The sequence below is a fragment of the Achromobacter animicus genome (genome assembly GCF_040775605.1).
Taxonomy (GTDB): Bacteria; Pseudomonadota; Gammaproteobacteria; order Burkholderiales; family Burkholderiaceae_B; genus Achromobacter; species Achromobacter animicus.
Map to the genome: position 1 here is coordinate 1222929 of NZ_JAYGJK010000001.1, position 22975 is coordinate 1245903.

Sequence of the window (22975 nt, forward strand, 5' to 3'; positions counted from 1 at the left end):
TCTAATTGGTGGCGTGTCAAAGAGAGTCGATGAGTACTTCCAGCTTGCGTAGGGAACTGTTGTGGTTCGTGTTTGCCATTGGCGCCGCCGTCCTGGCGCTGGGCGTGTGGGACGCCTGGCAGCGCCGTGCCGAGATGGTGGACGACCGCAAGACGGAGCTTCGGCATGTCTTGGATATGGCCGCGGGCATCGTCCGCGGCGGCAAGCAGCGCGTGCAGGAAGGCGTGCCGCTGGCCGAGGCCAAGCGCGACGTGGCCCGCCAACTGTCCCAGTTGCGGTACGGCGGGGACGGCTATGTAGGCGCGTTTGGCGACGACTACGATCTGCTGGTGCATCCCGACGCGAAGCTGGTGGGCACGAACGTGCGCGCCACGCGCGACAGCCAGGGGCAGCCGCTGTTTGAAAACCTTTACGCGCAGGGCAAGGCGGGCGGTGGCTATGTACGCTACCTGTTTCCGCGCCCCGGTTCCGAGGACCCGTTGCCCAAGCTGACCTACGCGGCCTATGACGCGGAATGGGGCTGGCTGATGTTCACAGGCCTGTACGTGGACGACGTCGATGCAGCGTTCTACGGCACGCTGTGGCGGCAGGGCAGCGTGACGCTGGTGCTGCTTGCGCTGGTGCTGACGGCGGCGCTGCGCTTTTTCAGCACGCACATCCTGCGGCCATTGAACGAGGCAGTGGCCGTGTGCGAGCGCGTGGCCAATGGCGACCTGTCCAGCGGCATCTCGCGTCATCACCGGGGCGAGATCGGCCGCCTGTTCGACGCAATGGCGCGGATGCAACAGCGGCTGGACGCGGCGGTGCGCAGCATCGTGCATTCCACGGCGTCCATTGCGGCCGCATCCCGCCAGATTGCCGCGGGCAGTGTCGACCTGTCCGACCGTACCGAAAAGCAGGCCGCCGCGTTGGAACAGACCGCGGCCAGCGTGGAGGAAATCACCGCCACTGCCCGCCAAAGCGCCGAGCACGTGCGTGAGGTCAGCGCGCTGGCCGGCGAAGCCGCGCGGCTGGCGCGGCAGGGCAGCGACGAGACGCAGCATGCGATCGACGCGATGCGCGAGATCTCGCAAAGTTCGCAGCGCATCGACGAGATCATCGGTCTGATCGACGTGATCGCGTTCCAGACCAACATCCTGGCATTGAACGCCGCCGTCGAAGCCGCACGGGCGGGCGAACAGGGGCGTGGTTTTGCGGTGGTCGCTGGCGAAGTGCGGGCGCTGGCGCAGCGGTCCGCCACCGCCGCCAAGGAGATCAAGTCGCTGATCGAAGCGTCGGCCGACTCGGTGGCGCGCGGCAGCCAGCGGGTGGAACAGGCGAGCGCCACGATGGGAAGCGTGCTGGAATCGGCAGCCACCAGCGCGCCGCTGATGAGCGAGATCGCCACGGCGTCCGGCGAACAGAGCGCGGGCATCGAGCAGATCAACCAGACCGTGACGCATCTGGACGAAGCGACCCAGCAGAACGCTGCGCTGGTAGAGGAGTTTGCGGCGTCTGCCGCCGCCCTGCACGGTCAGGCGGGGGATCTGGCCCGCGCCGTGTCGATCTTCAGGCTGTCTGCAGCCGCTCAGCCGATGCCGGGATAAGGCTCATAGCCCGCCGCAGTTTCGCGCCCAGGTCGCGGCTGGCGGGCATCATCGGCATGCGCAGCTCGTCGGCGATGAGGCCCTGCATGGCCAGCGCGCGCTTGACCGGCGCGGGATTGGGCTCGCTGAACAGCAACCGGATCAGGGGGCGCAATGGGTCGAAGCAGTCGCGCGCGGCCTCGTCGTGGCCGGCTTGTGCAAGCAGCATCATCTCGACGAAGCGCTCCGGAAACAGGTGCGCGGCGGCTGGAATCGCGCCGCGCCCGCCCGCCAGGAAGTGATCCAGCAAGGCCAGGTCCTTGCCGCAAAGGGCATTGAGGCGGCCCCGCGCATTCAAGGCGCCCAGCACGGCGGGATTGCATTCCTTGACTGCCCCGAAATTGGGCAGCGCCGCCAGCGCTTCCATGGTTTCGACCGTCATGGCGACACCTGCGCGCTTGGGGATGTTGTACAGGATGATGGGCCGCTCGGTGGCCCACGCGATCTGCCGGTAATGCCACAGGATGCCGGCCTGGGATGGTCCCAGATAGTACGGCGGGGGAACCAGGTAGCCGGCGGGTGCGTGGCGGTCCAGTCGTCGCACCGCGGCGGCCACGCCCCGCGTATCGACGCCGCCCGCGCCAAGCACCAGCGGCAGCGCATGCGCGTCGCTGGCGATGGCTTCGATCATGTCGGCTTTCTCGGGCATGCTGAGCAGGTTGCCCTCGCCGGTGGAGCCAAAGAGGACCAGGCCGGCGATGCCGGCGTTGCGGTAGTAGCGGGCCAGCGCCTGCGCGGCGTCCAGGTCCACGTGCCCGCCGCGCATGGGCGTCACCATCGGCAGCCACAGGCCTTCGAATGCGGGTTTGGCAAGGGTGTCCATGGCTCATCGCTCCGTAATGGCGGCGGCCGGGCGCGCCGGACCGAATTCAGCGCAGGGCAGGCCGCGCATGATCGCGGCCATCATGGCGTCCAGTTCGCCGCGTTCGCATTGCAGTTCGAGCGTGCTTTGGGCGTGCGCATGGTCGACCGACAGCAGGTAGACCCCGATGCGATCGCCCAGTGCGCGGTGCAAGGCCAGCCGCACGTTCAAGGCGTCCAGCGTATCGATGCGCACGGTCAGCGCGATCAGGCTGCATTGCGGCTGCGGCGCGGGCTGGGCAGCTAGGGCGGCGTCGAGGGGGGCCGGGCGACGGTGCGATCGGGGAATCATGGCGGTGAGGGGGCGGGGCCGAAGACGGCGACCCGCGAATCCGGTGGTTGACGACGATTCCACTATAGGAATGCCGCCGTAAATCCTGCCGATAAATGCGAGGGCGCCGTATAAAAACGGCGTCAACGGCCGCGGCGTTTCAGAACGTCTTGGTCAGCGACAGGAGGCCCGTGGCGCGGCCCATGTCACGGCCGCGCGTGTTGGTGTAGACGGCGCGGTCGGCGTTGGTGTCCAGATAGGCCAGCGAGACCGACAGCCCTTGCCCGAAGTCCTTGGTCACGCCCAGCTTCCAATCCGTGTAGGAGCCGTTATCCACATTGCGCACGATCTGGCGTCCCGCATGGACGTTGACGACGAGACCCCAGACGCCGGTATCGAAGTTGCCGGACAGGTCGAAGTATTGGCTGTACTTGCTGTCGGCAAAGCCGAACAGGTTGGTCAGCGCAAGGGAGTACTTGAACATCACCGGGCCGTAGCCGATGCCGGCGTAGAGTTCGGTGGTGTCGGGGCTGGTGTAGCCGGACGGATAGTCGCCCGGGTAGTAGTACTGCAGCACGCCCAGGTCGACGGGCACGTTGTCCGTGAGGTTGCCCTTGTAGCCGCCGTAGAAGTCCATCTCGACGGGCGCGGACACGTCGCTGTTGCTGTCGTTCAGCCAGCTGATGCTGGAGTTCCAGTTGCCCAGGTAGAAGCCGCTGGCGTGCGTGAGGTCGAAGCCGCCCTGGATGGCGGGCTGGTTGTTGGTCTGCATGAGGCCGCGATAGCGGTACTGGCTGGCGAGCGTGACGTTGGCCGTCAGCGAGTACGGCGATGCGGCATCGGCGGCGCTGGGGGCATCGGCGGCCTGCGCCATGGGAATGAAGGAAAGCAGCGCCAGTGCTGCGAGGGTGGTGCGGGGCATGTGGAGCCTCCTGGTGTTGAGCGGACCGCAACAATAGGAGGATCGGCATAAAGCGCGAGACAAGACTCGCGCCCTGCGCGTAAAGGGCGCATCAAAAAGCGGGCTTCAAAAGGCGGGTTTTGAAATGGCGTCTATCGAAGCCGGCGTTGAATGCGTCTGCTCAGCCCGCGAAGCGATAGCCCACGCCGATCTCCGTCAGCAGGAACACCGGTTGCGCCGGGTCGGCCTCGAGCTTCTGGCGCAGGTGGCCCATGTAGATCCGCAGGTAATGGTTGCTTTCGACGTGGGATGGGCCCCACACCTGCCGCAGCAGCTCTCGGTGCGTCATGACCTTGCCGCGATGAGCCAGCAGCGCGGCGAGCAGGCGATATTCCATGGCGGTCAGGTGCACGTGCTGGCCAGCGCGTTCGACCACGCGCCGCGAGAAGTCCACGCGCACGTCGCCAAACGTGATCTCAGCCGCATTGCCCGCGCCGCCGCGGCCATGCCGGCGCAGCAGCACGCGCAGGCGCGCCAGCAGTTCGCTCACGCCGAAAGGCTTGGCCAGGTAATCGTCGGCGCCCGCGTCCAGCGCCGCCACCTTGTCGGCCTCGGCGCTGCGCGCGGACAGCACCAGCACCGGCACCTCGGTCCAGCCGCGCAGCTCGCGGATCAGGGTCATGCCGTCGTCGTCGGGCAGGCCAAGGTCGAGCACGATCGCGTCCGGCTGGCGGGTGCCGGCTTCGATCAGGCCGCGCTTGACCGTGTCGGCCTCGTGCACCACGCAGCCTTCGCTTTCCAGCGCCTGGCGGACGAACCGCCGGATGTTGGCGTCGTCTTCGATGATGAGGACTACGGGCTGAAAATCGAACATGTCGCGGACTCAGGCGGTTTCGGGTTGGATTGAGGGCGGGGCGCCCAGCGGCAGGCTGAAGACGAACTGCGCGCCGCTGGCCTGGCCCGGCGCGTGTTCGACCCAGATGCGGCCGTGATGGGCGGCGACGATGGCTTCGCACACGGCCAGGCCCAGGCCGACGCCGGGCGTGGCGGACTCGCGTTCGCCCCGCGTGAATTTTTCGAAGATGCGGCGCTCGGCGCCCGGCGCGACGCCCGGACCGTTGTCGGTGATGGCCACGCGCATTTCGGCATGGTGCGGCACAGACATTTGCGTTTCAGCCGTGTGCACTTCGGCCTCGTGCATCCCGGCCTCGCGTACCCCGTCTTCATGCACGTAGGCATGGATGCGCAACGTGCTGCCGGCCGGCGTGTACTTGGCCGCATTCTCCAGCAGGTTGCACAGCACGCGTTCGATCAGCACGCCGTCGCACTCCACCAGCGGCAGCGCCGACAGGGGCGAAACGTCGACCTTGCGGCCCGCCAGCGGTTCGCGCATGGCCGCCAGCGCGGCGCCGACCAGCTCCTCGATGGATTGCCACTCCATACGCAGCGGCGCGTCGCGGCTTTGCAGCCGCGCCATGTCCAGCAGGTTGACGACCAGCGCATGCATGCGCTGCGCCTGATCGCGCATGGCGCGCACGGTGTCCTGCACGCCGTCGGGCAGCGCGTGCTGCTGGCGCATCAGCGTATCGGTCATGCCGACCAGGCTGGTCAGCGGCGTGCGCAGGTCGTGCGACACCGCGGCAAGCAGCGAGTTGCGCAGCTTTTCGGATTCCATGCTGACCACGGCCTGCTGCGCGACTTCCACGTAATGCAGGCGTTCCAGCGCAATGGCGATCAGCGTGGCGTAGGCCTCGACCTGGCGGCGTGTGTCGGGATTCGCGTAGAGGCTGCGGCGGGGGGCATCCAGTACCAGCACGCCCCGCGTGCGCATGGGCGCCTTGAGCGGCAGGTACAGCAACGCACTGTTCGACAGGGTGGCGGTGCCCGCGCCTGCGGGCTGGCCGTGGTCGTACACCCACTGCGCCAGCGCCGATTCCGGTGCGGTCGTGTCGCCGCTTTCGGGCGAGGCGAGTTTCAAGCGGTCGTCCAGGCCCAGGATGTAAAGCGAGCAGCGCGCGCCGAACGTGGCATGCACGAACGAGCCGGCGAGCGCGACGATCTGCTCGGGCAGGAGGGCGGACGACAGTTCGCGCGCGAATTCGTACAGGCTGCGCGCATCGGCCTCGCGCTTGACCGAGGCCTGCGCCTGCAGCCGCAGGCCGGCGGTAAGTTGGCCGATCAGCAGCCCCACGCCCAGCAGCACGCCGAAGGTCAGCAGATACTGCACGTCGGACACGGCGAACGACGACAGGGGCTGCACGAAGAAAAAGTCGAACAGTCCCACGCTGACGACGGACGCCAGCGCGGCGGGCCCGCGTCCGTGGCGCAGCGCCACTGCGGCCACCGCCAGCAGAAAGAGCATGACGATGTTGGTCTGGTGCAGCGTCGGGAACGCAAGCGCCGACAGCGCCGTGGCCACCGCGCAATAGCACAGCGCCCACGCATAGCCTGCAAGCGGCCGCGCCCCGCGTTCGTCATCGGACGGGCGGGCGCGGCGTCCCAGCGTGAACGGGTCGCGTCCGGGCGGCGCCTGCGCGGGCAGGGGTGGCGCGCCCAGCCGGATGATGTCGATCTCCGGGCAGCCGGCGGCCAGCATGTCGGCAAAGCTGTGGCGCCGCCACAGCCATCCCGGCGACATGACGGCGGTAAGCAGCGCGGTCAGCGACAGCCGCAACCGCTGCCAGCCGCCCGCGCGAGTCCGGCCCACGATCGCCTTGGTGATGTTGTGGCGGCGGACGTAGCGGACGACGGCATCGACCATGTCGCCACCCGCCAGCGTCTCGGTGCGCGCGCCCAGCGCGTCGGCGAGCGCCAGGCTGTGCTGCAGCCGCTCGACGTCGGCCGCCGCGGGCGGCGCGGCGCGCGGCGTGTCGATGGTGACGACGTGCAGATCGCAATCGAGCTGCTGGCTCATGCGATGGGCGCTGCGGATCACGTAGTCGGCGTCGGTATCGGACCCGACGCAGGCGACGATGGCTTCGCGCGTGCGCCACACCGAATCTATGGCGCGGTCGCGGCGATAGGCCTGCACGTCGTCGTCCACGTGCTCGGCGGTGCGGCGCAGCGCTAGTTCGCGCAGGGCGATCAGATTGCCCTTGCGAAAGAAATTGCGGGCCGCGTGGCGCGCCTGTTCGGGCAGGTAGACCTTGCCTTCCTTCAGGCGGCGCAGCAGTTCGTCGGCCGACAGGTCGACCAGCATGACCTCATCGGCCGCGTCGAACACGTCGTCGGGCACCGTTTCCCAGACGCGCACGCCGGTGATGCTGCCGACGGCCTCGTTCAGGCTGTCCAGATGCTGCACGTTCAGCGTCGTCCAGACGTCGATGCCGGCCGCCAGCAGTTCCTGGATGTCCTGCCAGCGTTTGGCGTGACGCGAACCCGGGGCGTTGGAATGGGCCAGCTCGTCGACCAGCACGAGCGCGGGGCGGCGCAGCAGGGCGCCGTCCAGGTCGAACTCTTTGAGGGTGTGACCGCGGTAGGCCACGTCCTTGAGCGGCAGGACCGGCAGGCCGTCGAGCAGCGTGGCGGTCTCGCGGCGGCCATGGGTTTCGACGATGCCGGCGAGCACGTCCGTGCCCTGCGCCGCCTGCGCGCGCGCCGCGGCCAGCATGGCGTAGGTCTTGCCCACGCCGGCCGACGACCCGAAGTACACGCGCAGCTTGCCGCGCACCGCCTGGCGCTCGGCGGCGTCCAGGGTCTTCAATAGCGCGTCCGGATCGGGACGCTCGCCAGCGATGTCAGCCATGAACGCGCAAGGGAGGGGAGGAAACGGCTGGCAATACTATACGCCGCCGCATCAGCGCGCCACGCGCAGCTTGTCCAGCGCCAGGTTCAGCGTCAGCACGTTGACCGCGGGGTCGCCCAGCACGCCCAGCGACGGGGCGGCGGTGTGCGCCCGGATCAGCGCATCGACCTCGCCACGCGGCAGGTTGCGGGCGCGCGCCACGCGGTCGGCCTGGTACGCCGCGGCCGCCGGACTGATGTGCGGATCCAGCCCGCTGCCCGATGCGGTGATCAGGTCGACCGGAACGGGCGCGGCATTGTCCGGGTCTGCCGCTTTCAGGGCCGCGATGCGCGCTTCGATGGCCTCGGCCAGCGCGGGGTTGCGCGGGCCGAGATTCGAGCCGCCGGAAGCCGCCGCGTTGTACGGCATGGGCGTGGTGGCCGAGGGGCGGCCCCAGAAGTATTGCGGCGAGGTGAACGATTGGCCGATCCATTCCGAACCGATCACCTTGCCGTCCTGCTCGATCAGCGAACCGGCGGCCTGGTGGGGAAACACGGCGGACGCGATGCCGGTGGTCAGGAAGGGATACGCCAGGCCGGTGATGAGCGACAGCGCGGCGAAGAGGGTCAGCGCGGGGCGCAGGATGCCGCCTTGGCGCGGCGTGGAGGTTGCTGAGTTCATGAGGATTTCCTTTGCGTAGGGGCTTGATCGCGGGCGGGCATCACACCCAGCCCAGCGCGGCCAGCACCATGTCGACCAGCTTGATGCCGGCAAACGGCACCAGGAGGCCGCCCAGGCCGTAGATGAGCAGGTTGCGGCGCAGCAGCACCGAGGCGCCCAGCGGGCGGTACCGCACGCCCTTCAGGGCCAGCGGGATCAGCACCACGATGATCAACGCGTTGAAGATCACGGCCGACAGGATGGCCGAGGACGGCGTGGCCAGCCCCATGATGTTCAGCACGTCGAGTTGCGGATACACCGTGGCGAACGCGGCGGGGATGATGGCGAAGTATTTGGCGACGTCGTTGGCTACGCTGAACGTGGTCAGCGCGCCGCGGGTCATCAGCATCTGCTTGCCGATCTCGACGATCTCGATGAGCTTGGTCGGGTTGGAATCCAGGTCCACCATGTTGCCGGCTTCCTTGGCGGCCTGCGTGCCGGAGTTCATCGCCACCGCCACGTCGGCCTGCGCCAGCGCGGGTGCGTCGTTGGTGCCGTCGCCGGTCATTGCGACCAGACGGCCTTCCGACTGGTAGTTGCGGATGAGCTTGAGCTTGGCCTCGGGCGTGGCTTCGGCCAGGAAGTCATCGACGCCCGCTTCGGCCGCGATGGAGGCGGCGGTCAGCTTGTTGTCGCCGGTGATCATCACCGTCTTGATGCCCATGCGGCGCAGCTCGGCAAAGCGCGACTGGATGCCGGGCTTGACGATGTCCTTGAGCTCGACGACGCCCAGCGCGCGGTTGCCGTCGCTGACCATCAGCGGCGTGCTGCCGCGGCGCGCCACGTCTTCGGCCAGGCGCAGGGCCTCGGCCGGCACGGTGGCGCCCTGCGCGACCAGCCAGGCCTGGATCGCGTCGACCGCGCCCTTGCGGATCTTGCGTTCGCCCAGGTCGACGCCGCTCATGCGGGACTGCGCGGTGAACGGCACGAACTCAACGCCGGTCATGCGCGGGGCCGGCGCATGGATGGCCTTGTCCGCCAACGCCACGATGCTGCGGCCTTCCGGCGTCTCGTCGGCCAACGACGCAAGGCGCGCGGCGTCCGCCAGTTCGCGCGCGGACACGCCGGGCGCGGGCAGGAAGGTGGAGGCCTGGCGGTGGCCGAAGGTGATGGTGCCGGTCTTGTCCAGCAGCAGCACGTCGACGTCGCCGGCCGCTTCGACGGCGCGGCCCGAGGTGGCGATCACGTTGGCGCTCATCATGCGGCTCATGCCCGCCACGCCGATGGCGGACAGGAGGCCGCCGATGGTGGTGGGGATCAGGCAGACCAGTAGCGCGACCAGCACGGTCACCGTGACCGCCGCGCCGCCGCCGGCTGCCGAGACGGCATACAGCGAGAAGGGCATCAGCGTGACGACGACCAGCAGGAAGACCACGGTCAGACCCACCAGCAGAATGGTCAGCGCCAGCTCGTTGGGCGTCTTCTGGCGCTTGGCGCCTTCGACCATCGAGATCATCCGATCCAGGAAGCTCTCGCCAGGATCGGCCGCGATGCGCACGAAGATCCAGTCCGACAGCACGCGCGTGCCGCCGGTGACGGACGAGAAATCGCCGCCCGACTCGCGGATGACGGGCGCGGACTCGCCCGTGATGGCGCTTTCGTCGACCGAGGCCACGCCAGCGATGACCTGGCCGTCGCCGGGCACCGTGTCGCCGGCTTCGACCAGGACGACGTCGCCGCGGCGCAGCAGGCCTGACGGTTGGCTGACCGCCTGGCCGCGCCATTGCGCGGGGTCGGCATCAGCCGCATCGGCGTCGCGAAAGCCTTGGAGCAGGCGCGCGTCGATGGTGGTGCGCAGGCCGCGCAGCGTGGCCGCCTGCTGCTTGCCGCGGCCTTCGGCCAGCGCCTCGGCAAAGTTGGCGAACAGCACGGTGAACCAAAGCCACACGGTGATACCCAGGATGAATCCCGGCGGCGCTTCGGCCTGCCCGCGCAGGGCCATGATCCACAGCACGGTGGTGAGCAGGCTGCCCACGTAGACCACGAACATCACGGGGTTCTTGAGCTGCGCGGCGGGCGACAGCTTGCGCAGGCTGTCGACGATGGCGGGGCCGACCAGTGCGCGGGACCACATGCCGAAGGCGGGCGCCGCCTCGGGTCCGGCTGCGACGGGGCGGGCCGCGTCAGGCCGGGCCGCGTCAGGCTGAGCCGTGACAGGCTGCGCGCCCGCAGCGGGCGCCCGGGCCACGCTGCCGCCCGAGCTGGTTGTTTCCATTTCAATCTTGGCCATGTTCTTTCCTAGCCTGTTGCATCAGGGTTGCAGGTGTTCCGCGACCGGGCCGAGGGCCAGTGCGGGCACGTAGGTGAGGGCGCCGACCAGCAGCACCGCGCCGATCAGCAGCGTCACGAAGAGCGGGCCGGTGGTCGGCATGCTGCCGGGGCCGGCGGGCAGCCGGCGCTTGGCGGCCAGCGAACCGGCCATCGCCAGCACGGCAACGATCACGGCGAACCGGCCGAACCACATCGCGATGCCCAGCAGCACGTTGTAGAAGGGCGTGTTGGCCGACAGCCCGGCGAAGGCGCTGCCGTTGTTGTTGGCGGCGGACGAGAGCGCGTAGAGGATTTCCGAGAAGCCGTGGATGCCCGGATTGAGCACGCCGGCCTGGCCCGCCGTCACGGACACGGCCAACGCCGTGCCGCCCAGCACGAGCAGCGGGGTGGCCAGGATGACGATGGAAACCATCTTCATGTCGAAGGCCTCGATCTTCTTGCCCAGGTACTCGGGTGTGCGCCCGATCATCAGCCCGGCGATGAAGACGCCCAGGATCGCAAAGGCCAGCATGCCGTACAGCCCCGAGCCCACGCCGCCGTACACGACTTCGCCCAACTGCATCAGCAGCATGGGCGACAGGCCGCCCATCGCCGACAGCGAGTCGTGCATGCCGTTCACCGCGCCGCAGGAGGCAGCGGTGGTGACCGTCGCAAACAGCGAGGTGGCGGCGATGCCGAAGCGCGTCTCCTTGCCTTCCATGTTGCCGCCGGGCGTCACGGCCCCGGCCTGGACGGCCATCGGATTGGGCTGCTGCTCGAAGTACGCGGTGGATAGCGCGAAGACGGCAAACAGCGCCGTCATCGCCGCCAGGATCGCGATGCCCTGGCGCCGGCTGCCCACCATCTCGCCGAAGGTGAAGCACAGCGCGGCGGGGATGGCCAGGATCGCCAGCATCTGCAGGAAGTTCGACAGGGGCGTGGCGTTTTCAAAAGGGTGCGCCGAGTTGGCGTTGAAAAAGCCGCCGCCGTTGGTGCCCAGCAGCTTGATCGCTTCCTGCGACGCCACCGGTCCCATGGCAATCGTCTGTGTGCGCGTCGTGACCGGGTCGGTGACCGCCGCGCCGGCTGCGTCCAGCACGGGCTGGCCCTGCGCGTCCAGGCGCGGTGCGTCGTAGCGCACCGCTTCGACCGTCTGTACTTCCTGGTAGGCGCTGAAGTTCTGGATCACGCCCTGGCTGACCAGCGCCACTGCCAGAACCAGCGACAAGGGCAGCAGCACATACAGCGTGCAACGGACCATGTCGGCCCAGAAGTTGCCCACCGTGGCGGAACAGTGCCGCGCCAGTCCGCGGATCAGCGCGAACAGCACGGCAATGCCGGTCGCGGCGGACACGAAGTTCTGCACCGTCAGCGCCAGCATCTGCGTCAGGTAGCTCATCGTGGATTCGCCGGCATAGCCCTGCCAGTTGGTGTTGGCGACGAAGCTGATGGCGGTGTTCAGCGCCGAATCGGGCGACACGGCGCCCAGGCCCGCGGGGTTCAGCGGCAGCAGCCCCTGCACGCGCTGCAGCGCGTAGACGGCGGCAATGCCAACCAGGTTGAAGACCAGTACGGCGGCGGCATAACGCTTCCAGCCCATTTCCGCCTGCGGGTCGATGCCCGCCAGCCGGTAGATGCCGCGCTCGATCGGCCGGCCCCAGGCGGTCAGCCGGGATCGGCCGTCTTCCATGGCGATGCGGATGTAGCGGCCCAGGATGGGCGCGATCGCAAGCAGGACTGCCAGGTACAGGACCAGCAGTCCAACGAATTCGGGGGTCATCAGAATTTCTCCGGTTTGAACAGCGCGACCAGCAGGTACACGAACAGGAATGCGGCCGTCAGGCCGCTCAGCCAGTAGAGCCAGCTCATGGCTGGTCTCCGGCCGACAATGCGTCGCAGAACCGGACAAGGGCCCAAGTCAGCCCGGCCATCCCTGTGAAGATGGCGATATAAATGAGATCCACGTTTTTTCTCCCCGGGAGGCTTACTCCCTTCGAACAGGCCTGCGCGGCAGAAAGCGGATGCGCGCCGGGCAGGCGAGGTGACCCTTCAGGACACCGGCAGGTTACGGAGCGGGGGGTAAAAACGGGGTATAGCTTGGCGAGCGGGGTGTAAACGGCGCGTAAAGATGATCTGGAATGCTGTGGGTTCCATGCCCGGAATCGGGCGCTTCGCGATGCACGGACTTGGACGGCCAGCGCCATCGGCCATGATCACTAACTGAGCACTGCTCAAGTATTAGGCGGTACGATGGGCCGATTTGCCGGAAAAATCCCAATATTTAGTACGGCGACCCCAAAATGCACTCATATGGTGCATGGAATATGTAAATGAATGCTCCGTCTTAGGGCATTCCCCTAGTGTGGCATTCCCGCATCTGGTGCAGAATCTCTTCCCATGCAGGTGAGGAGACAAAGCCCTGCATGGGCAAATACCGGCGGCACCGGTACATAAAAAAAGTAAAGCAGTACTCAAAAAAAGCAAACGCACAACGGCTGGCACCAGGAAGTGCCAGCCGTTGTCGCATAAAAAGCCGGCAAATCAAGGTTCAGGGCTTTTCAAGCGCTGCGTTTGGCGATATTCAGATGGGATCTGCTTATCCACGCTATGCCGCAAACGCGCCTTACTCCGTCCCGGACATCCATCACGCCCTACTGGCGCCGCAATCTGCGGCTGATCGTGCTGCTGCTCGCCGTCTGGGCGGCGCTGACCTTCATCCCCTCGTACTTCGCACGCAGCCTCTCCTTCGACTTCATCGGTTGGCCCTTCGCCTTCTGGATGGCCGCCTATGGCGCTCCGCTGGCCTACCTGATCATCATCGCCGTCTACGCCCGGGTCATGAATCGCGCCGATGAGCGCGCCGACGAAACCGGGGAGCCGCGCTGATGCCGTTTTTCACCGGAGACACTCCGCAGGAGTTCCGCATCCGGCTGCGGCGCATCTATGTGCTGTACACGGCCGGCTTCGCGCTGATGATCCTGCTGATGGCGCTGGCCGAGATCCTGGGCATGCCGCGCAACTGGATCGGCTATGTGTTCCTGCTGGTCACCGTCAGCCTGTACGCCGGCATCGGCATCGTCTGCCGCACGTCCGACCAGGTCGAATACTACGTCGCCGGCCGGCGCGTGCCGGCCATCTACAACGGCATGGCGACGGCGGCCGACTGGATGTCGGTGGCTTCCTTCATCGGCGTGGCGGGCACGCTGTACCTGACCGGCTACGGCGGGCTGGCCTACATCATGGGTTGGACGGGCGGCTACGTGCTGGTGGCGATGCTGCTGGCGCCGTACCTGCGGCGCTTCGGCCAATACACCATTCCCGATTTCATGGGCGCGCGCTACGGCGGCAACCTGCCTCGGTTGGCGGGGGTCTTCTGCGCCATTCTGTGCTCGTTCACGTATCTGGTGGCCCAGATCTACGGCGTGGGCATCATCACCACCCGGATGACCGGCATCTCGTTCGAACTGGGCATCTTCGTGGCGCTAGGCGGCATGCTGGTGTGTTCGTTCCTGGGGGGCATGCGCGCGGTCACGTGGACACAGGTCGGGCAGTACATCATCCTGGTGATCGCGTATCTCGTGCCGGTGATCTGGCTGTCGGTCAAGCACACCAACATGCCGTTGCCTCAATTGTCGGGTGGGGCCGTGCTGCAGCAGGTGACCGAAAAAGAGGTCTACCTGCAGAACGATCCTTCGGAGATCGAGGTGCGCAGGATCTGGCAGCAGCGCGCCGACGAAATGGGGCGGCGCCTGCAGGCGCTGCCCGAGTCGTGGACGCTGGAAAAGGACAAGCTGCGCAGCCGGCTGGCCCAGTTGAACGCGGGCGATGCGCCCATGGTCGAGATCCGGTCGGCCGAGCGCGAACTGGCTGCCTATCCGCCGACCGTCGAGGATGCGCGCGCCACGTGGTCGCAGGCCAAGGCGACCTTCGAGGCCAGGGCCGCGCCGCCCACGCCACATGCCGAGCCGTTCCCTGCGAAGGACGCCGAGGAACGCAGCAACATGCGCATCAACTTCCTGGCGATGGTGCTGTGCCTGATGCTGGGCACCGCGGGCATGCCGCACATCCTGATGCGCTCCTACACGACGCCGTCCGTCATCGAGGCGCGCAAATCGGTGTGCTGGTCGCTGCTGTTCATCCTGCTGTTGTATTTCATGGCGCCCGCGCTGGCGCTGCTGGTCAAGTTCGAGATCTATACGCAGGTCGTTGGATCGAACTTCCTCAGCCTGCCCAACTGGGTGCATGCCTGGAGCGCGGTCGACACCAATCTGCTCGACGTCAGCGACATCAACCGCGACGGCGTCGTGCAGCTCAGCGAAATCAGCATGGGGGCGGACGTGGTGGTGCTGGCCATGCCAGAGATCGGCGGGCTGCCTTACGTGATTTCGGGGCTGGTTGCTGCGGGCGGGCTGGCGGCGGCGCTGTCCACGGCCGACGGCCTCCTGCTGACGCTGTCCAATTCGCTGTCGCACGACATGTGGTACCGGGTCGTGTCGCCGCGGATGTCGGCGGCGCGCCGGGTGATGGTGTCCAAGATCCTGCTGCTGGTGGTGGCGTTTGGCGCGGCGTGGGTCGCGGCGCGCAAGCCGGCGGACATCCTGTTCATGGTGTCGGCCGCGTTTTCGTTTGCGGCCTCGTCGTTCTTTCCGGCGCTAGTCATGGGCGTGTTCTGGAGGCGCGCGAACAAATGGGGCGCCACGCTGGGCATGGCGGCCGGGCTGGCCGTGACGTTCGCCTATATGACGCATACGCATCCGTGGCTGCGGGAGTCGGTGCTCGGCATCGCCCGCACGCAACCGGTGGATCTGTGGTGGGGCATCCAGCCTATCGCGGCGGGTGTGTTCGGTGCGCCCGTGGCGTTTCTGACGATCGTGGTGGTGTCGCTGCTGACGCCGCCGCCTGACCGGGCCACGTTGGCGCTGGTGGATTACCTGCGCAATCCGGACGTGCGTCACCCGCAGCCGGACAACACCTAGGGGGCGGGGCAGGCGGCCGCGCGGCGGTCGTCGGGATCGGCGCAGGCTGCCCAGGCGGCGCCGGGCATGGCCTGCAACAGCGTCAGGACCTGACCCGGCGCCCATAGCCATTGCACACCGCCGGGCGCGCGGCCCGCTGCCTTCCAGATACGTTGGCGGGCGTCGGCGCTAAGGTCGAAGCGCCCATTGGCGCCGCTGTTGCCGCTGGCCAGCACGGACGAAGGATCGCGCTTGGCGTCGTAGACATCGGCGTCGCCACGCGGCTGCACGATGGCCCAGTCGTAGTGGTAGGAGTCCAGCGCCGGCGGCTGCCAGTTGGGGCTGGGCAAGACGAGGATCGGGTGTTCGCCCTGCACTGCGCGATACGGCAGTGCCGCCTGCGTGCCCAGGCCGTCTTCAGTGTCGCGGACCGGCCGCAGGTAGCGCTGGGCGGCTCCGCCTTTTGCGTCATGCACGATGACCTCGTTCGCCTCGCCGGTTTCGGGCGCGTGGCGGATGGTCCGTAACAGGCGGCCTGCGGCGTCATGCACGTAGCGCACTTGCGGGCGCGTGGCGCCGTCGCAGGCGCCGTCGGCCAGTTCCGCCAGCCAGCCATTGGCGTCGTAACGCAGGCAATGCCGCACCGGGCGATTCTGCCGGCCGTCCCAGGCGCGGGAGCGGAGGTCATAGCCGGTCAGCCTGCCGGCCGCGTCGTACCGAAAGCGGGTTTCGTTGTCTGGCGGCGGCAGGGCGGGGCCGGGCTGGGCGCGCGCCTCATCCACCGTGTGCGGGTTGTATTGGGCAATGCCGCAAAGATGCTGGCGGCCGTCTACGCCGCGTTCGAAGCGCAGCACGGTGACGCCGATGCGCGCGCCGGGTTCGGCTGCATAGACGGACCAGTCCACGCGTTCGGCCCAGAGGATCGGCGTGGCGCGCGGACCGTCTGGCACCTGGACAGGGGGCAGCCAGCTCCGGACGCGGGAACCGTCTTTGCCCAGCAACGTGTTGGTGTCGTCGAGCCGGACGTCGGCGACGACGGTCAGCTTGTCGCCCGAAGCCAGCGGCTGGCACAGGGCCAGCGCAAGCCCCGGCGCCGCGGAAAGCGCGGCAAGGGCAAGCAGGCGCAGAACGCAATCAGTTCGCGGCATTGTGCAGCCATGCAACGAGGCCCCACAACTCGGCGCTGACACCGCCCAGCCTCAGCGTCCCGTCGCGCGACTCCATCAGCAGGAAGGGATAGGCCTTGCGCTCGAGCGTGCCGGCGGGCGGCAGCCGGTAGGGGGTGAAGTGGCCGGACGACAGCAGATAGGTGTTGGTCATGTCGCCAACATCCACGTGCAGGTACCAGACGATCAGATCCGTGCCCTTGAACGCGGCATCGGATTCGGGATACGTGCCGCCTTGGCCGGCGGGAATGCCGCTGGCCAGCACGCCCAGGAAGACCGAGCGCGGTCCGTATTGCGGGTGGTAGTCGCCATCGCTGTTGCGGCGGGTGAAGGCTTCGCGGATGAAGCCAGCGGCTCGCGAGCCGGGCACCACGGATTTGTCGAACATCGCATCGAGCTGCGCGTCGTTCAACGGGCCCCGCGCGGCGGCCAGCCGGTCCATGTCCTGCGTGAAGACGGTCAGCCAGGCCCGGTAGCGCTTGAGCTCGGCCGCCCGGTCAAAGTCGTGGGCGGATGCGCTGCCGGCGAATAGGCAGGCCAGGCACAGGAAGGCCGCCAGCGCGCGGCGCAACGAGCCCTGCGCGAGGAAGCCCTGCGCCAGGAAGCCCTGCGCCAAAAAGCACCGCGCGAGGACTGCGGCGACGGCCGTCAATGCGAGACGGACTTGGAGAAGACGTTCATCACCACCACGCCGGCGATGATGAGGCCGATGCCAATGAGCGCGGGCGTGTCCAGATGCTGCTTGAACAGAACCGCGCCCACGATGGAGATCAGCACGATGCCGACGCCGGACCAGATCGCGTAGGCAATGCCCACGGGGATCTCGCGCAGGGTCAGCGACAGGAAATAGAACGAGATCAGGTAGCCGAAGACGGTAATGACGGACGGCACCAGCCGCGTGAACCCTTCGGACCCCTTGAGGGCGCTGGTGGCGAAGATCTCGGCGACGATCGCCACGCCCAGGTACAGCCATTTCATTTGCGCGGACCCTCAGACTGCCGCAGCAGCACCAGCAGGGCGCCGGCGCCGCCTTCGCGTTCGGGCGCCTCGGAAAACGCCATGACCTCGGCCTTCTGGACCAGCCACGTGCGCGCCTTGTCCTTCAGGACCGGCTCAAGGCCTTCCGAGTTGTAGCCCTTGCCGTGCACGATGCGCACGCAGCGGATGCCGTGTTCCTGGCATTCGTCCAGGAACGACAGCAGCGCATGCCGCGCCTGTTCGACACGCAATCCGTGCAGGTCGAGTTCAGCCCCCGCGCGCCATTGGCCGCGGCGCAGGTTGCGCGCGGTGTCGGGCGCCACGTCGCCGCGCACGAAGGCGGTGCCGCCTTCGGACAGCAGATGCGTGATCTCGCCGCCGTCCGAGACACCGGCATCGGCGCGGCTGGGCGTTTCGCCCAGCGCGTTGGCGCGCCGCAGGGCGGGCGCCGGTTCGGCGGCGGGCTTGTGCGTGACGCGTTCCGTGTGCCGGATCGGCGTGACGGACTTCATCGAACGCTTGAACGCCGCCAGATCGTCCTCGGGGGGCGATGCCGCGCGCGCCGGCGCTGCTGCCGCCCGTTGCGGGGCAAGGGCGGCGCGCTCGCGTTCTTCCTGCAGGTCCTTCTTCAGGCGTTTCAGGTCGGCCACGCCGACCTTATTGCCCCGCATTCTCCAACCACCGTTGGGCGTCCAGGGCGGCCATGCAACCCGTGCCGGCGCTGGTGATGGCTTGGCGGTAGACGTGGTCCTGCACGTCGCCGGCGGCAAACACGCCGGGCACCGAGGTCATCGTGGCCATGCCGGACAGGCCGCTCTTGGTGACGATGTAGCCGTCCTTCATTTCGAGCTGGCCCTGGAAGATTTCCGTGTTGGGCTGGTGGCCGATGGCGATGAAGGCGCCGGTGACGGCCATGTCTTCGGTCGCGCCGGTGTCCACGTGGCGAACACGCACGCCGGTCACGCCGCTGTCGTCGCCCAGCACTTCTTCCAGCGTGTGGAAGGTCTTGAGCTCCATGTTGCCGTTTTCGACCTTGCTCATCAGCTTGTCGACCAGGATGGGCTCGGCGCGGAACTTGTCGCGGCGGTGGATCAGGGTGACCTTGCGGCAGATGTTGGACAGGTACAGGGCTTCTTCGACGGCGGTATTGCCGCCACCGACCACGACCACGTCCTGGTTGCGGTAGAAGAAACCGTCGCAGGTGGCGCAGCCGGACACGCCGCGGCCCATGAAGGACTGTTCGGACGGCAGGCCCAGGTATTTGGCCGAGGCGCCGGTCGCGATGATCAGGGCGTCGCAGGTGTAGACCTTGCCGGTGTCGCCGGTCAGGGTGAAGGGGCGCTTGGAAAGGTCGACCTTGGCGATGTGGTCGAACAGCATTTCCGTGTTGAAGCGTTCGGCATGCTTCTGGAAGCGCTGCATCAGGTCGGGGCCCTGCACGCCATCGGCGTCGGCCGGCCAATTGTCGACGTCCGTGGTGGTCATGAGCTGGCCGCCTTGGGCCAAACCTGTAACAAGAACAGGGTTAAGATTGGCGCGTGCCGCATAGACGGCCGCCGTGTAACCGGCGGGGCCGGAACCGAGTATCAAAACTTTAGCGTGCGTAGGCGTGGACATGGGCAGGTATCTTTAGGGTAACGCCCAATTATAATGAGCCGCATGCCGCGTATCTCGACTGCTTCTCCGCGCGCCTCGCGCAACACCCGCAACGGACCTTCGCCGCTGCAAACGCGCATTTCCGCGCTGTTGCGTGAAGCCCGCTGGATCCTCTTTGCCGCCCTGGCGGCCTGGCTTACCCTGGTGCTCGCCACCTGGAGCGCGTCCGACCCTGGCTGGTCGCACTCGGTTCCGGGCGATGTCGTGCGCAACCAGGGGGGACGCCTGGGCGCCTATCTGGCCGACATCCTCCTCTATCTATTCGGTTTTTCCGCCTGGTGGTGGGTCATCCTGCTGCTGCACCGCGTCCGCGCCGGTTATCGGCGGCTGGCCGCGCAGTTGCGCGTCGCCAACAGCAAGCAGCCCGAAGTGCTGCCGCGTGTCCATTGGGAAGAGGGCATCGGCTTCTTTCTGCTGATGGTGGGCTCGCTGGGCATGGAAGCCCTGCGCCTGGCCAGCCGCGGCACGCACCTGCCGGGCGCCTCGGAAACGTCCAGCGGCGCGGGCGGGGTCATCGGCCAGATGCTGGCCGGCCTGATCGGCAGCAGCATCGGCTTTACCGGCGCCACGCTGGCCTTCCTGGTCATGCTCGCAATCGGGCTCAGCCTGTTTTTCTCGTTCTCGTGGTTGGCGGTGGCCGAGCGCGTCGGTTCCTGGCTGGAAGGCCTGGTCCGCAAGATGCGCAATTCGTATACGGCGCGTCAGGACCGCAAGGTCGGCGAAGTCGCCAAGGCCGTGCGCACCGAACAGGTCGTGGCCAAGCAGGAAAAGCTGGTCCACGAGCAGCCGGTGCGTATTGAACCGGCCATCACCGTGGTGCCCAAGTCCGAGCGCGTCGAAAAGGAAAAGCAGCAATCGCTGTTCTTCCCGCCCACGGGCGGCGCCGAAGGCGACCTGCCCACCCTCGGTCTGCTCGATCCGCCCCTGAACAACCAGGAAACCGTCTCGGCCGAGACCATCGAATTCACCTCGCGCCTGATCGAAAAGAAGCTGGCCGACTTCGGCGTGTCGGTCACCGTGGTCGCGGCGCAGGCCGGCCCCGTCATCACCCGCTACGAGATCGAACCGGCCACCGGCGTGAAGGGCAGCCAGATCGTCAACCTGGCCAAGGACCTGGCGCGGGCGCTCAGCCTGGTCAGCATCCGGGTGGTCGAGACCATCCCCGGTAAGAACCTGATGGGGCTGGAACTGCCCAATCCGCGCCGCCAGATGGTGCGCCTATCCGAGATCCTGGGTTCGCAGACCTATCACGCCAGCCATTCCGTCGTGACCATGGCGCTGGGCAAGGATATCGCCGGCAACCCGGTGGTGGCCGATCTGGCCAAGATGCCTCACCTGCTGGTGGCGGGCACGACCGGCTCGGGCAAGTCCGTCGGGATCAACGCGATGATCCTGTCGCTGCTGTACAAGGCCGACGCCTCGCACACCCGCCTGATCCTGATCGATCCCAAGATGCTCGAAATGAGCGTCTACGAAGGCATCCCGCATTTGCTGGCGCCGGTCGTCACCGACATGCGCCAGGCGTCCAACGCGCTGAACTGGTGCGTGGGCGAAATGGAAAAGCGCTATCGCCTCATGAGCAAGATGGGCGTGCGCAACCTGGCCGGCTACAACACCAAGATCCGCGACGCGATCAAGCGCGAAGAGCCGATCCCCAATCCGTTCTCGCTGACGCCGGACCAGCCCGAGCCCCTGTCCCCGCTGCCGACCATCGTCGTCGTCATCGACGAGCTGGCCGACCTGATGATGGTCGTCGGCAAGAAGATCGAAGAACTCATCGCCCGTCTGGCGCAGAAAGCGCGCGCAGCCGGCATCCACCTCATCCTGGCCACGCAGCGTCCCAGCGTGGACGTGATCACCGGTCTCATCAAGGCCAACATCCCGACGCGTATCGCGTTCCAGGTGTCGTCCAAGATCGACTCCCGCACCATTCTTGACCAGATGGGCGCGGAGACGCTGCTGGGTCAGGGTGACATGCTGTACATGCCGCCGGGCACGGGCCTGCCGGTGCGCGTGCACGGCGCGTTCTGCAGCGACGACGAAGTCCATCGCGTGGTCGAGAGCCTGAAGTCGCAGGGTGAACCCAATTACGTCGAGGGCCTCTTGGAAGGCGGTCTGGACGGCGACGGCGCCGAGGGCGCCAGCAGCGTCACGGGCATCGGCGGCGACGCGGAATCCGACCCGATGTACGACCAGGCCTGCGAAGTCGTGCTCAAGCACCGCCGCGCGTCGATCTCGCTGGTGCAGCGTCACCTGCGTATTGGTTACAACCGTGCGGCCCGGTTACTCGAGCAGATGGAGCAATCGGGTATGGTGTCGGCGATGCAATCCAATGGGAACCGCGAGATCCTGGTTCCTGCAGCCGCCGCCCGAGAGGAAGCATGATGAAGACGTTTCAAAGGCTGGCCGCCGTCGCGGTCCTGGGCCTGTCGCCGACTTTGGTGCTGGCCGCCAGCGCGCAGGAGCAATTGCGCGCTTTCGTGAGCACGGTCACCTCGGCCACCGGATCGTTCTCGCAGTACACCGTCAACGATCAGGGCCGGACGCAGCCCGCGCAGACCGGGGTGTTCTCGTTCCAGCGGCCCGGCAAATTCAAGTGGGCCGTGCAGAAGCCTTATGAGCAGTTGGTGATTTCCGACGGCCGTCAGGTGTTCCAGTACGACCCGGACCTGGCGCAGGTCACCGAGCGCAAGGTCGACGCCGCCATCGGCACGTCGCCTGCGGCCATCCTTTTCGGCTCCGGGTCGCTTGAGCAATCGTTCGACGTATCGGCGTTGCCCGCCAAGGACGGCGTGGACTGGCTGCGCGCCAAGCCGCGCACGGCCGACGCCGGGTTCTCGCGCGTGGACATCGGCATGAAGAACAACCTGCCGGTGCGTGTGGAGCTGCTGGATTCGTTCGGCCAGACCACTCGCGTCGACCTGTCTGGCATTCAGGCCAATCCGCAATTGCCCGCCAAGGAATTCCAGTTCACCGCGCCCAAGGGCGTGGATGTGGTGAAGATGTAGGCGCGGGCTGCTCGTCCGCTGAATGCAGAATGCTCGGTGGAAACCGGGCATTTTTGCTTTGGGTGCGGTGCCTGGCGGCGGCCGTGTAATGAACCCGGTGTCTGACACCCGTGTGAGACGGCCGTCAGCTTGGGCCGGCGTCGCAGGGGTGTCAGACACCTGCCGCCGACACCCGCCGCGCCACGCCGCCGGGCCGCCCCAAGGCGGGGCAGCCCCCTTGGGGGGCAGCTAGACCACGTTAGTGGTCGCGGCGTGGGGGCTGCCACGCCGCCGGGCCGCCCCAAGGCGGGGCAGCCCCCTTGGGGGGCAGCTAGACCACGTTAGTGGTCGCGGCGTGGGGGCTGCCACGCCGCCGGGCCGCCCCAAGGCGGGGCAGCCCCCTTGGGGGGCAGCTAGACCACGTTAGTGGTCGCGGCGTGGGGGCTCCTATACGCCACGCAATCGACTTCCACTTTCGCATCCACGACCAGACTCGACTGCACGCAGGCACGCGCTGGCGGATTCGCGCCGAAATACTCCTTGAACACCTTGTTGAACGACGCGAAATCCCGCGCGTCGTCCAGCCAGACGCCGCAGCGCACGACGTGTTCGGGACCGTAGCCGGCTTCCTGCAGGATCGCCAGCACCTGCTGGATGGCCTTGTGGCTTTGCGCGACGATGCCGCCTTCGATCACTTCGCCGTTGTCCATCGGCACCTGGCCGGACACATACAGCCAGCCGTCCGCAGCGACGGCGCGGGCGAAGGGCATGTGCGAGCCGCCCTGGCCGGTGCCGCCGGCCACGCCGTAGCGGGTGATGCCGTTGTTGTCGGGAGTGGGGGTAGCGCTCATGGGATGGTTCTCCTTGAAGATGTCCGGATG

Annotated in this window: 20 protein-coding genes; 5 read left to right on the top strand and 15 right to left on the bottom strand. The window is 67.4% G+C overall.

Annotated elements, in window-relative coordinates:
* The first annotated feature begins 29 nt into the window (after nucleotides 1–29).
* Entirely contained in the window at nucleotides 30–1586 is a 1557-nt protein-coding gene (locus AB3147_RS05480) for a methyl-accepting chemotaxis protein (protein WP_239216290.1), read from the top strand.
* Here AB3147_RS05480 and AB3147_RS05485 read toward each other — a convergent pair.
* The 9 genes from AB3147_RS05485 to kdpF form a co-directional block, all read right to left on the bottom strand.
* The gene (locus tag AB3147_RS05485) at nucleotides 1549–2448 is read right to left on the bottom strand and encodes a 4-hydroxy-tetrahydrodipicolinate synthase family protein (protein ID WP_367351530.1); all 900 of its coding nucleotides are present in this window, start codon (nucleotides 2446–2448) and stop codon (nucleotides 1549–1551) included. The two genes, AB3147_RS05480 and AB3147_RS05485, sit on opposite strands and share 38 nt — an antisense overlap.
* A gap of 3 nt (nucleotides 2449–2451) precedes the next feature.
* Entirely contained in the window at nucleotides 2452–2778 is a 327-nt protein-coding gene (locus AB3147_RS05490) for a hypothetical protein (RefSeq protein WP_279974826.1), read from the bottom strand.
* Between the two features lie 139 nt (nucleotides 2779–2917).
* Nucleotides 2918–3679, bottom strand: coding sequence for a TorF family putative porin (locus tag AB3147_RS05495; protein WP_367351531.1), 762 nt, complete (start codon nucleotides 3677–3679; stop codon nucleotides 2918–2920).
* A 160-nt stretch (nucleotides 3680–3839) separates the two neighbouring features.
* Nucleotides 3840–4532, bottom strand: coding sequence for a two-component system response regulator KdpE (gene kdpE / locus AB3147_RS05500; RefSeq protein WP_367351532.1), 693 nt, complete (start codon nucleotides 4530–4532; stop codon nucleotides 3840–3842).
* Nucleotides 4533–4541: 9 nt separating this feature from the next.
* Entirely contained in the window at nucleotides 4542–7403 is a 2862-nt protein-coding gene (locus AB3147_RS05505) for a DUF4118 domain-containing protein (protein ID WP_367351533.1), read from the bottom strand.
* A 51-nt stretch (nucleotides 7404–7454) separates the two neighbouring features.
* Nucleotides 7455–8063, bottom strand: coding sequence for a potassium-transporting ATPase subunit KdpC (gene kdpC, locus AB3147_RS05510; RefSeq protein WP_218344893.1), 609 nt, complete (start codon nucleotides 8061–8063; stop codon nucleotides 7455–7457).
* 40 nt (nucleotides 8064–8103) lie between these two features.
* A complete protein-coding gene (kdpB, locus tag AB3147_RS05515; RefSeq protein WP_438860965.1) occupies nucleotides 8104–10332 on the bottom strand; it encodes a potassium-transporting ATPase subunit KdpB in 2229 nt (742 codons plus the stop codon).
* Between the two features lie 21 nt (nucleotides 10333–10353).
* Nucleotides 10354–12132 (bottom strand): potassium-transporting ATPase subunit KdpA, encoded by a 1779-nt coding sequence (gene kdpA, locus AB3147_RS05520; protein WP_367351534.1) that lies wholly within the window; start codon nucleotides 12130–12132, stop codon nucleotides 10354–10356.
* The gene (kdpF, locus tag AB3147_RS05525) at nucleotides 12132–12221 is read right to left on the bottom strand and encodes a K(+)-transporting ATPase subunit F (protein WP_056321339.1); all 90 of its coding nucleotides are present in this window, start codon (nucleotides 12219–12221) and stop codon (nucleotides 12132–12134) included. Before kdpF ends, kdpA begins: the two co-directional genes overlap by 1 nt.
* Nucleotides 12222–12959: 738 nt before the next feature.
* On the opposite strand from kdpF, the gene AB3147_RS05530 reads away from it, so the two are divergent.
* Together AB3147_RS05530 and AB3147_RS05535 are read left to right on the top strand one after the other, a co-directional pair.
* Nucleotides 12960–13238, top strand: coding sequence for a DUF4212 domain-containing protein (locus AB3147_RS05530; protein ID WP_175123140.1), 279 nt, complete (start codon nucleotides 12960–12962; stop codon nucleotides 13236–13238).
* A complete protein-coding gene (locus tag AB3147_RS05535) occupies nucleotides 13238–15328 on the top strand; it encodes a sodium:solute symporter family protein (RefSeq protein ID WP_218344890.1) in 2091 nt (696 codons plus the stop codon). The genes AB3147_RS05530 and AB3147_RS05535 overlap by 1 nt, the downstream gene beginning before the upstream one ends.
* Here the strand turns inward: AB3147_RS05535 and AB3147_RS05540 are convergent.
* Genes AB3147_RS05540 through trxB form a run of 5 tightly spaced genes read right to left on the bottom strand, consistent with a single transcriptional unit; the run spans nucleotide 15325 to nucleotide 19068 of the window.
* Nucleotides 15325–16455 carry a hypothetical protein gene (locus AB3147_RS05540; RefSeq protein ID WP_218344889.1) on the bottom strand — a complete coding sequence of 377 codons (1131 nt, stop codon included), beginning with the start codon at nucleotides 16453–16455 and terminating at the stop codon, nucleotides 15325–15327. The two genes, AB3147_RS05535 and AB3147_RS05540, sit on opposite strands and share 4 nt — an antisense overlap.
* A complete protein-coding gene (locus AB3147_RS05545) occupies nucleotides 16442–17089 on the bottom strand; it encodes a hypothetical protein (RefSeq protein ID WP_255596150.1) in 648 nt (215 codons plus the stop codon). The genes AB3147_RS05540 and AB3147_RS05545 overlap by 14 nt, the downstream gene beginning before the upstream one ends.
* A gap of 32 nt (nucleotides 17090–17121) precedes the next feature.
* Complete coding sequence (locus AB3147_RS05550) at nucleotides 17122–17451, bottom strand: DMT family transporter (protein ID WP_056568656.1); 330 nt, start codon at nucleotides 17449–17451, stop codon at nucleotides 17122–17124.
* Nucleotides 17448–18122, bottom strand: a complete 675-nt coding sequence (locus tag AB3147_RS05555; protein ID WP_218344888.1) for a Smr/MutS family protein — start codon at nucleotides 18120–18122, stop codon at nucleotides 17448–17450. The genes AB3147_RS05550 and AB3147_RS05555 overlap by 4 nt, the downstream gene beginning before the upstream one ends.
* Nucleotides 18109–19068: a thioredoxin-disulfide reductase gene (gene trxB, locus AB3147_RS05560; RefSeq protein ID WP_218344887.1), complete on the bottom strand. Its 960-nt coding sequence runs from the start codon at nucleotides 19066–19068 to the stop codon at nucleotides 18109–18111. Before trxB ends, AB3147_RS05555 begins: the two co-directional genes overlap by 14 nt.
* Nucleotides 19069–19110: 42 nt before the next feature.
* Here trxB and AB3147_RS05565 point away from each other — a divergent pair, with 42 nt between their 5' ends.
* Both AB3147_RS05565 and lolA read left to right on the top strand, forming a co-directional pair.
* A complete protein-coding gene (locus AB3147_RS05565) occupies nucleotides 19111–21492 on the top strand; it encodes a DNA translocase FtsK (RefSeq protein ID WP_175137219.1) in 2382 nt (793 codons plus the stop codon).
* The gene (gene lolA, locus AB3147_RS05570; protein WP_175123354.1) at nucleotides 21492–22115 is read left to right on the top strand and encodes an outer membrane lipoprotein chaperone LolA; all 624 of its coding nucleotides are present in this window, start codon (nucleotides 21492–21494) and stop codon (nucleotides 22113–22115) included. The genes AB3147_RS05565 and lolA overlap by 1 nt, the downstream gene beginning before the upstream one ends.
* Nucleotides 22116–22507: 392 nt before the next feature.
* Here the strand turns inward: lolA and AB3147_RS05575 are convergent, their stop codons facing one another.
* On the bottom strand, nucleotides 22508–22945 hold the full coding sequence (locus tag AB3147_RS05575) for a RidA family protein (protein ID WP_175123134.1): 438 nt from the start codon (nucleotides 22943–22945) through the stop codon (nucleotides 22508–22510).
* Between the last annotated feature and the right edge of the window lie 30 nt (nucleotides 22946–22975).

What these genes read in the sequence shown, in the direction of transcription:
- AB3147_RS05480 (WP_239216290.1), top strand. Translation starts at nt 30, where the DNA reads ATGAGTACTTCCAGCTTGCGTAGGGAACTGTTGTGGTTCGTGTTTGCC.
- AB3147_RS05485 (WP_367351530.1), bottom strand. Translation starts at nt 2,448, where the DNA reads ATGGACACCCTTGCCAAACCCGCATTCGAAGGCCTGTGGCTGCCGATG.
- AB3147_RS05490 (WP_279974826.1), bottom strand. Translation starts at nt 2,778, where the DNA reads ATGATTCCCCGATCGCACCGTCGCCCGGCCCCCCTCGACGCCGCCCTA.
- AB3147_RS05495 (WP_367351531.1), bottom strand. Translation starts at nt 3,679, where the DNA reads ATGCCCCGCACCACCCTCGCAGCACTGGCGCTGCTTTCCTTCATTCCC.
- kdpE (WP_367351532.1), bottom strand. Translation starts at nt 4,532, where the DNA reads ATGTTCGATTTTCAGCCCGTAGTCCTCATCATCGAAGACGACGCCAAC.
- AB3147_RS05505 (WP_367351533.1), bottom strand. Translation starts at nt 7,403, where the DNA reads ATGGCTGACATCGCTGGCGAGCGTCCCGATCCGGACGCGCTATTGAAG.
- kdpC (WP_218344893.1), bottom strand. Translation starts at nt 8,063, where the DNA reads ATGAACTCAGCAACCTCCACGCCGCGCCAAGGCGGCATCCTGCGCCCC.
- kdpB (WP_438860965.1), bottom strand. Translation starts at nt 10,332, where the DNA reads ATGGCCAAGATTGAAATGGAAACAACCAGCTCGGGCGGCAGCGTGGCC.
- kdpA (WP_367351534.1), bottom strand. Translation starts at nt 12,132, where the DNA reads ATGACCCCCGAATTCGTTGGACTGCTGGTCCTGTACCTGGCAGTCCTG.
- kdpF (WP_056321339.1), bottom strand. Translation starts at nt 12,221, where the DNA reads ATGAGCTGGCTCTACTGGCTGAGCGGCCTGACGGCCGCATTCCTGTTC.
- AB3147_RS05530 (WP_175123140.1), top strand. Translation starts at nt 12,960, where the DNA reads ATGCCGCAAACGCGCCTTACTCCGTCCCGGACATCCATCACGCCCTAC.
- AB3147_RS05535 (WP_218344890.1), top strand. Translation starts at nt 13,238, where the DNA reads ATGCCGTTTTTCACCGGAGACACTCCGCAGGAGTTCCGCATCCGGCTG.
- AB3147_RS05540 (WP_218344889.1), bottom strand. Translation starts at nt 16,455, where the DNA reads ATGCCGCGAACTGATTGCGTTCTGCGCCTGCTTGCCCTTGCCGCGCTT.
- AB3147_RS05550 (WP_056568656.1), bottom strand. Translation starts at nt 17,451, where the DNA reads ATGAAATGGCTGTACCTGGGCGTGGCGATCGTCGCCGAGATCTTCGCC.
- AB3147_RS05555 (WP_218344888.1), bottom strand. Translation starts at nt 18,122, where the DNA reads ATGCGGGGCAATAAGGTCGGCGTGGCCGACCTGAAACGCCTGAAGAAG.
- trxB (WP_218344887.1), bottom strand. Translation starts at nt 19,068, where the DNA reads ATGTCCACGCCTACGCACGCTAAAGTTTTGATACTCGGTTCCGGCCCC.
- AB3147_RS05565 (WP_175137219.1), top strand. Translation starts at nt 19,111, where the DNA reads ATGCCGCGTATCTCGACTGCTTCTCCGCGCGCCTCGCGCAACACCCGC.
- lolA (WP_175123354.1), top strand. Translation starts at nt 21,492, where the DNA reads ATGAAGACGTTTCAAAGGCTGGCCGCCGTCGCGGTCCTGGGCCTGTCG.
- AB3147_RS05575 (WP_175123134.1), bottom strand. Translation starts at nt 22,945, where the DNA reads ATGAGCGCTACCCCCACTCCCGACAACAACGGCATCACCCGCTACGGC.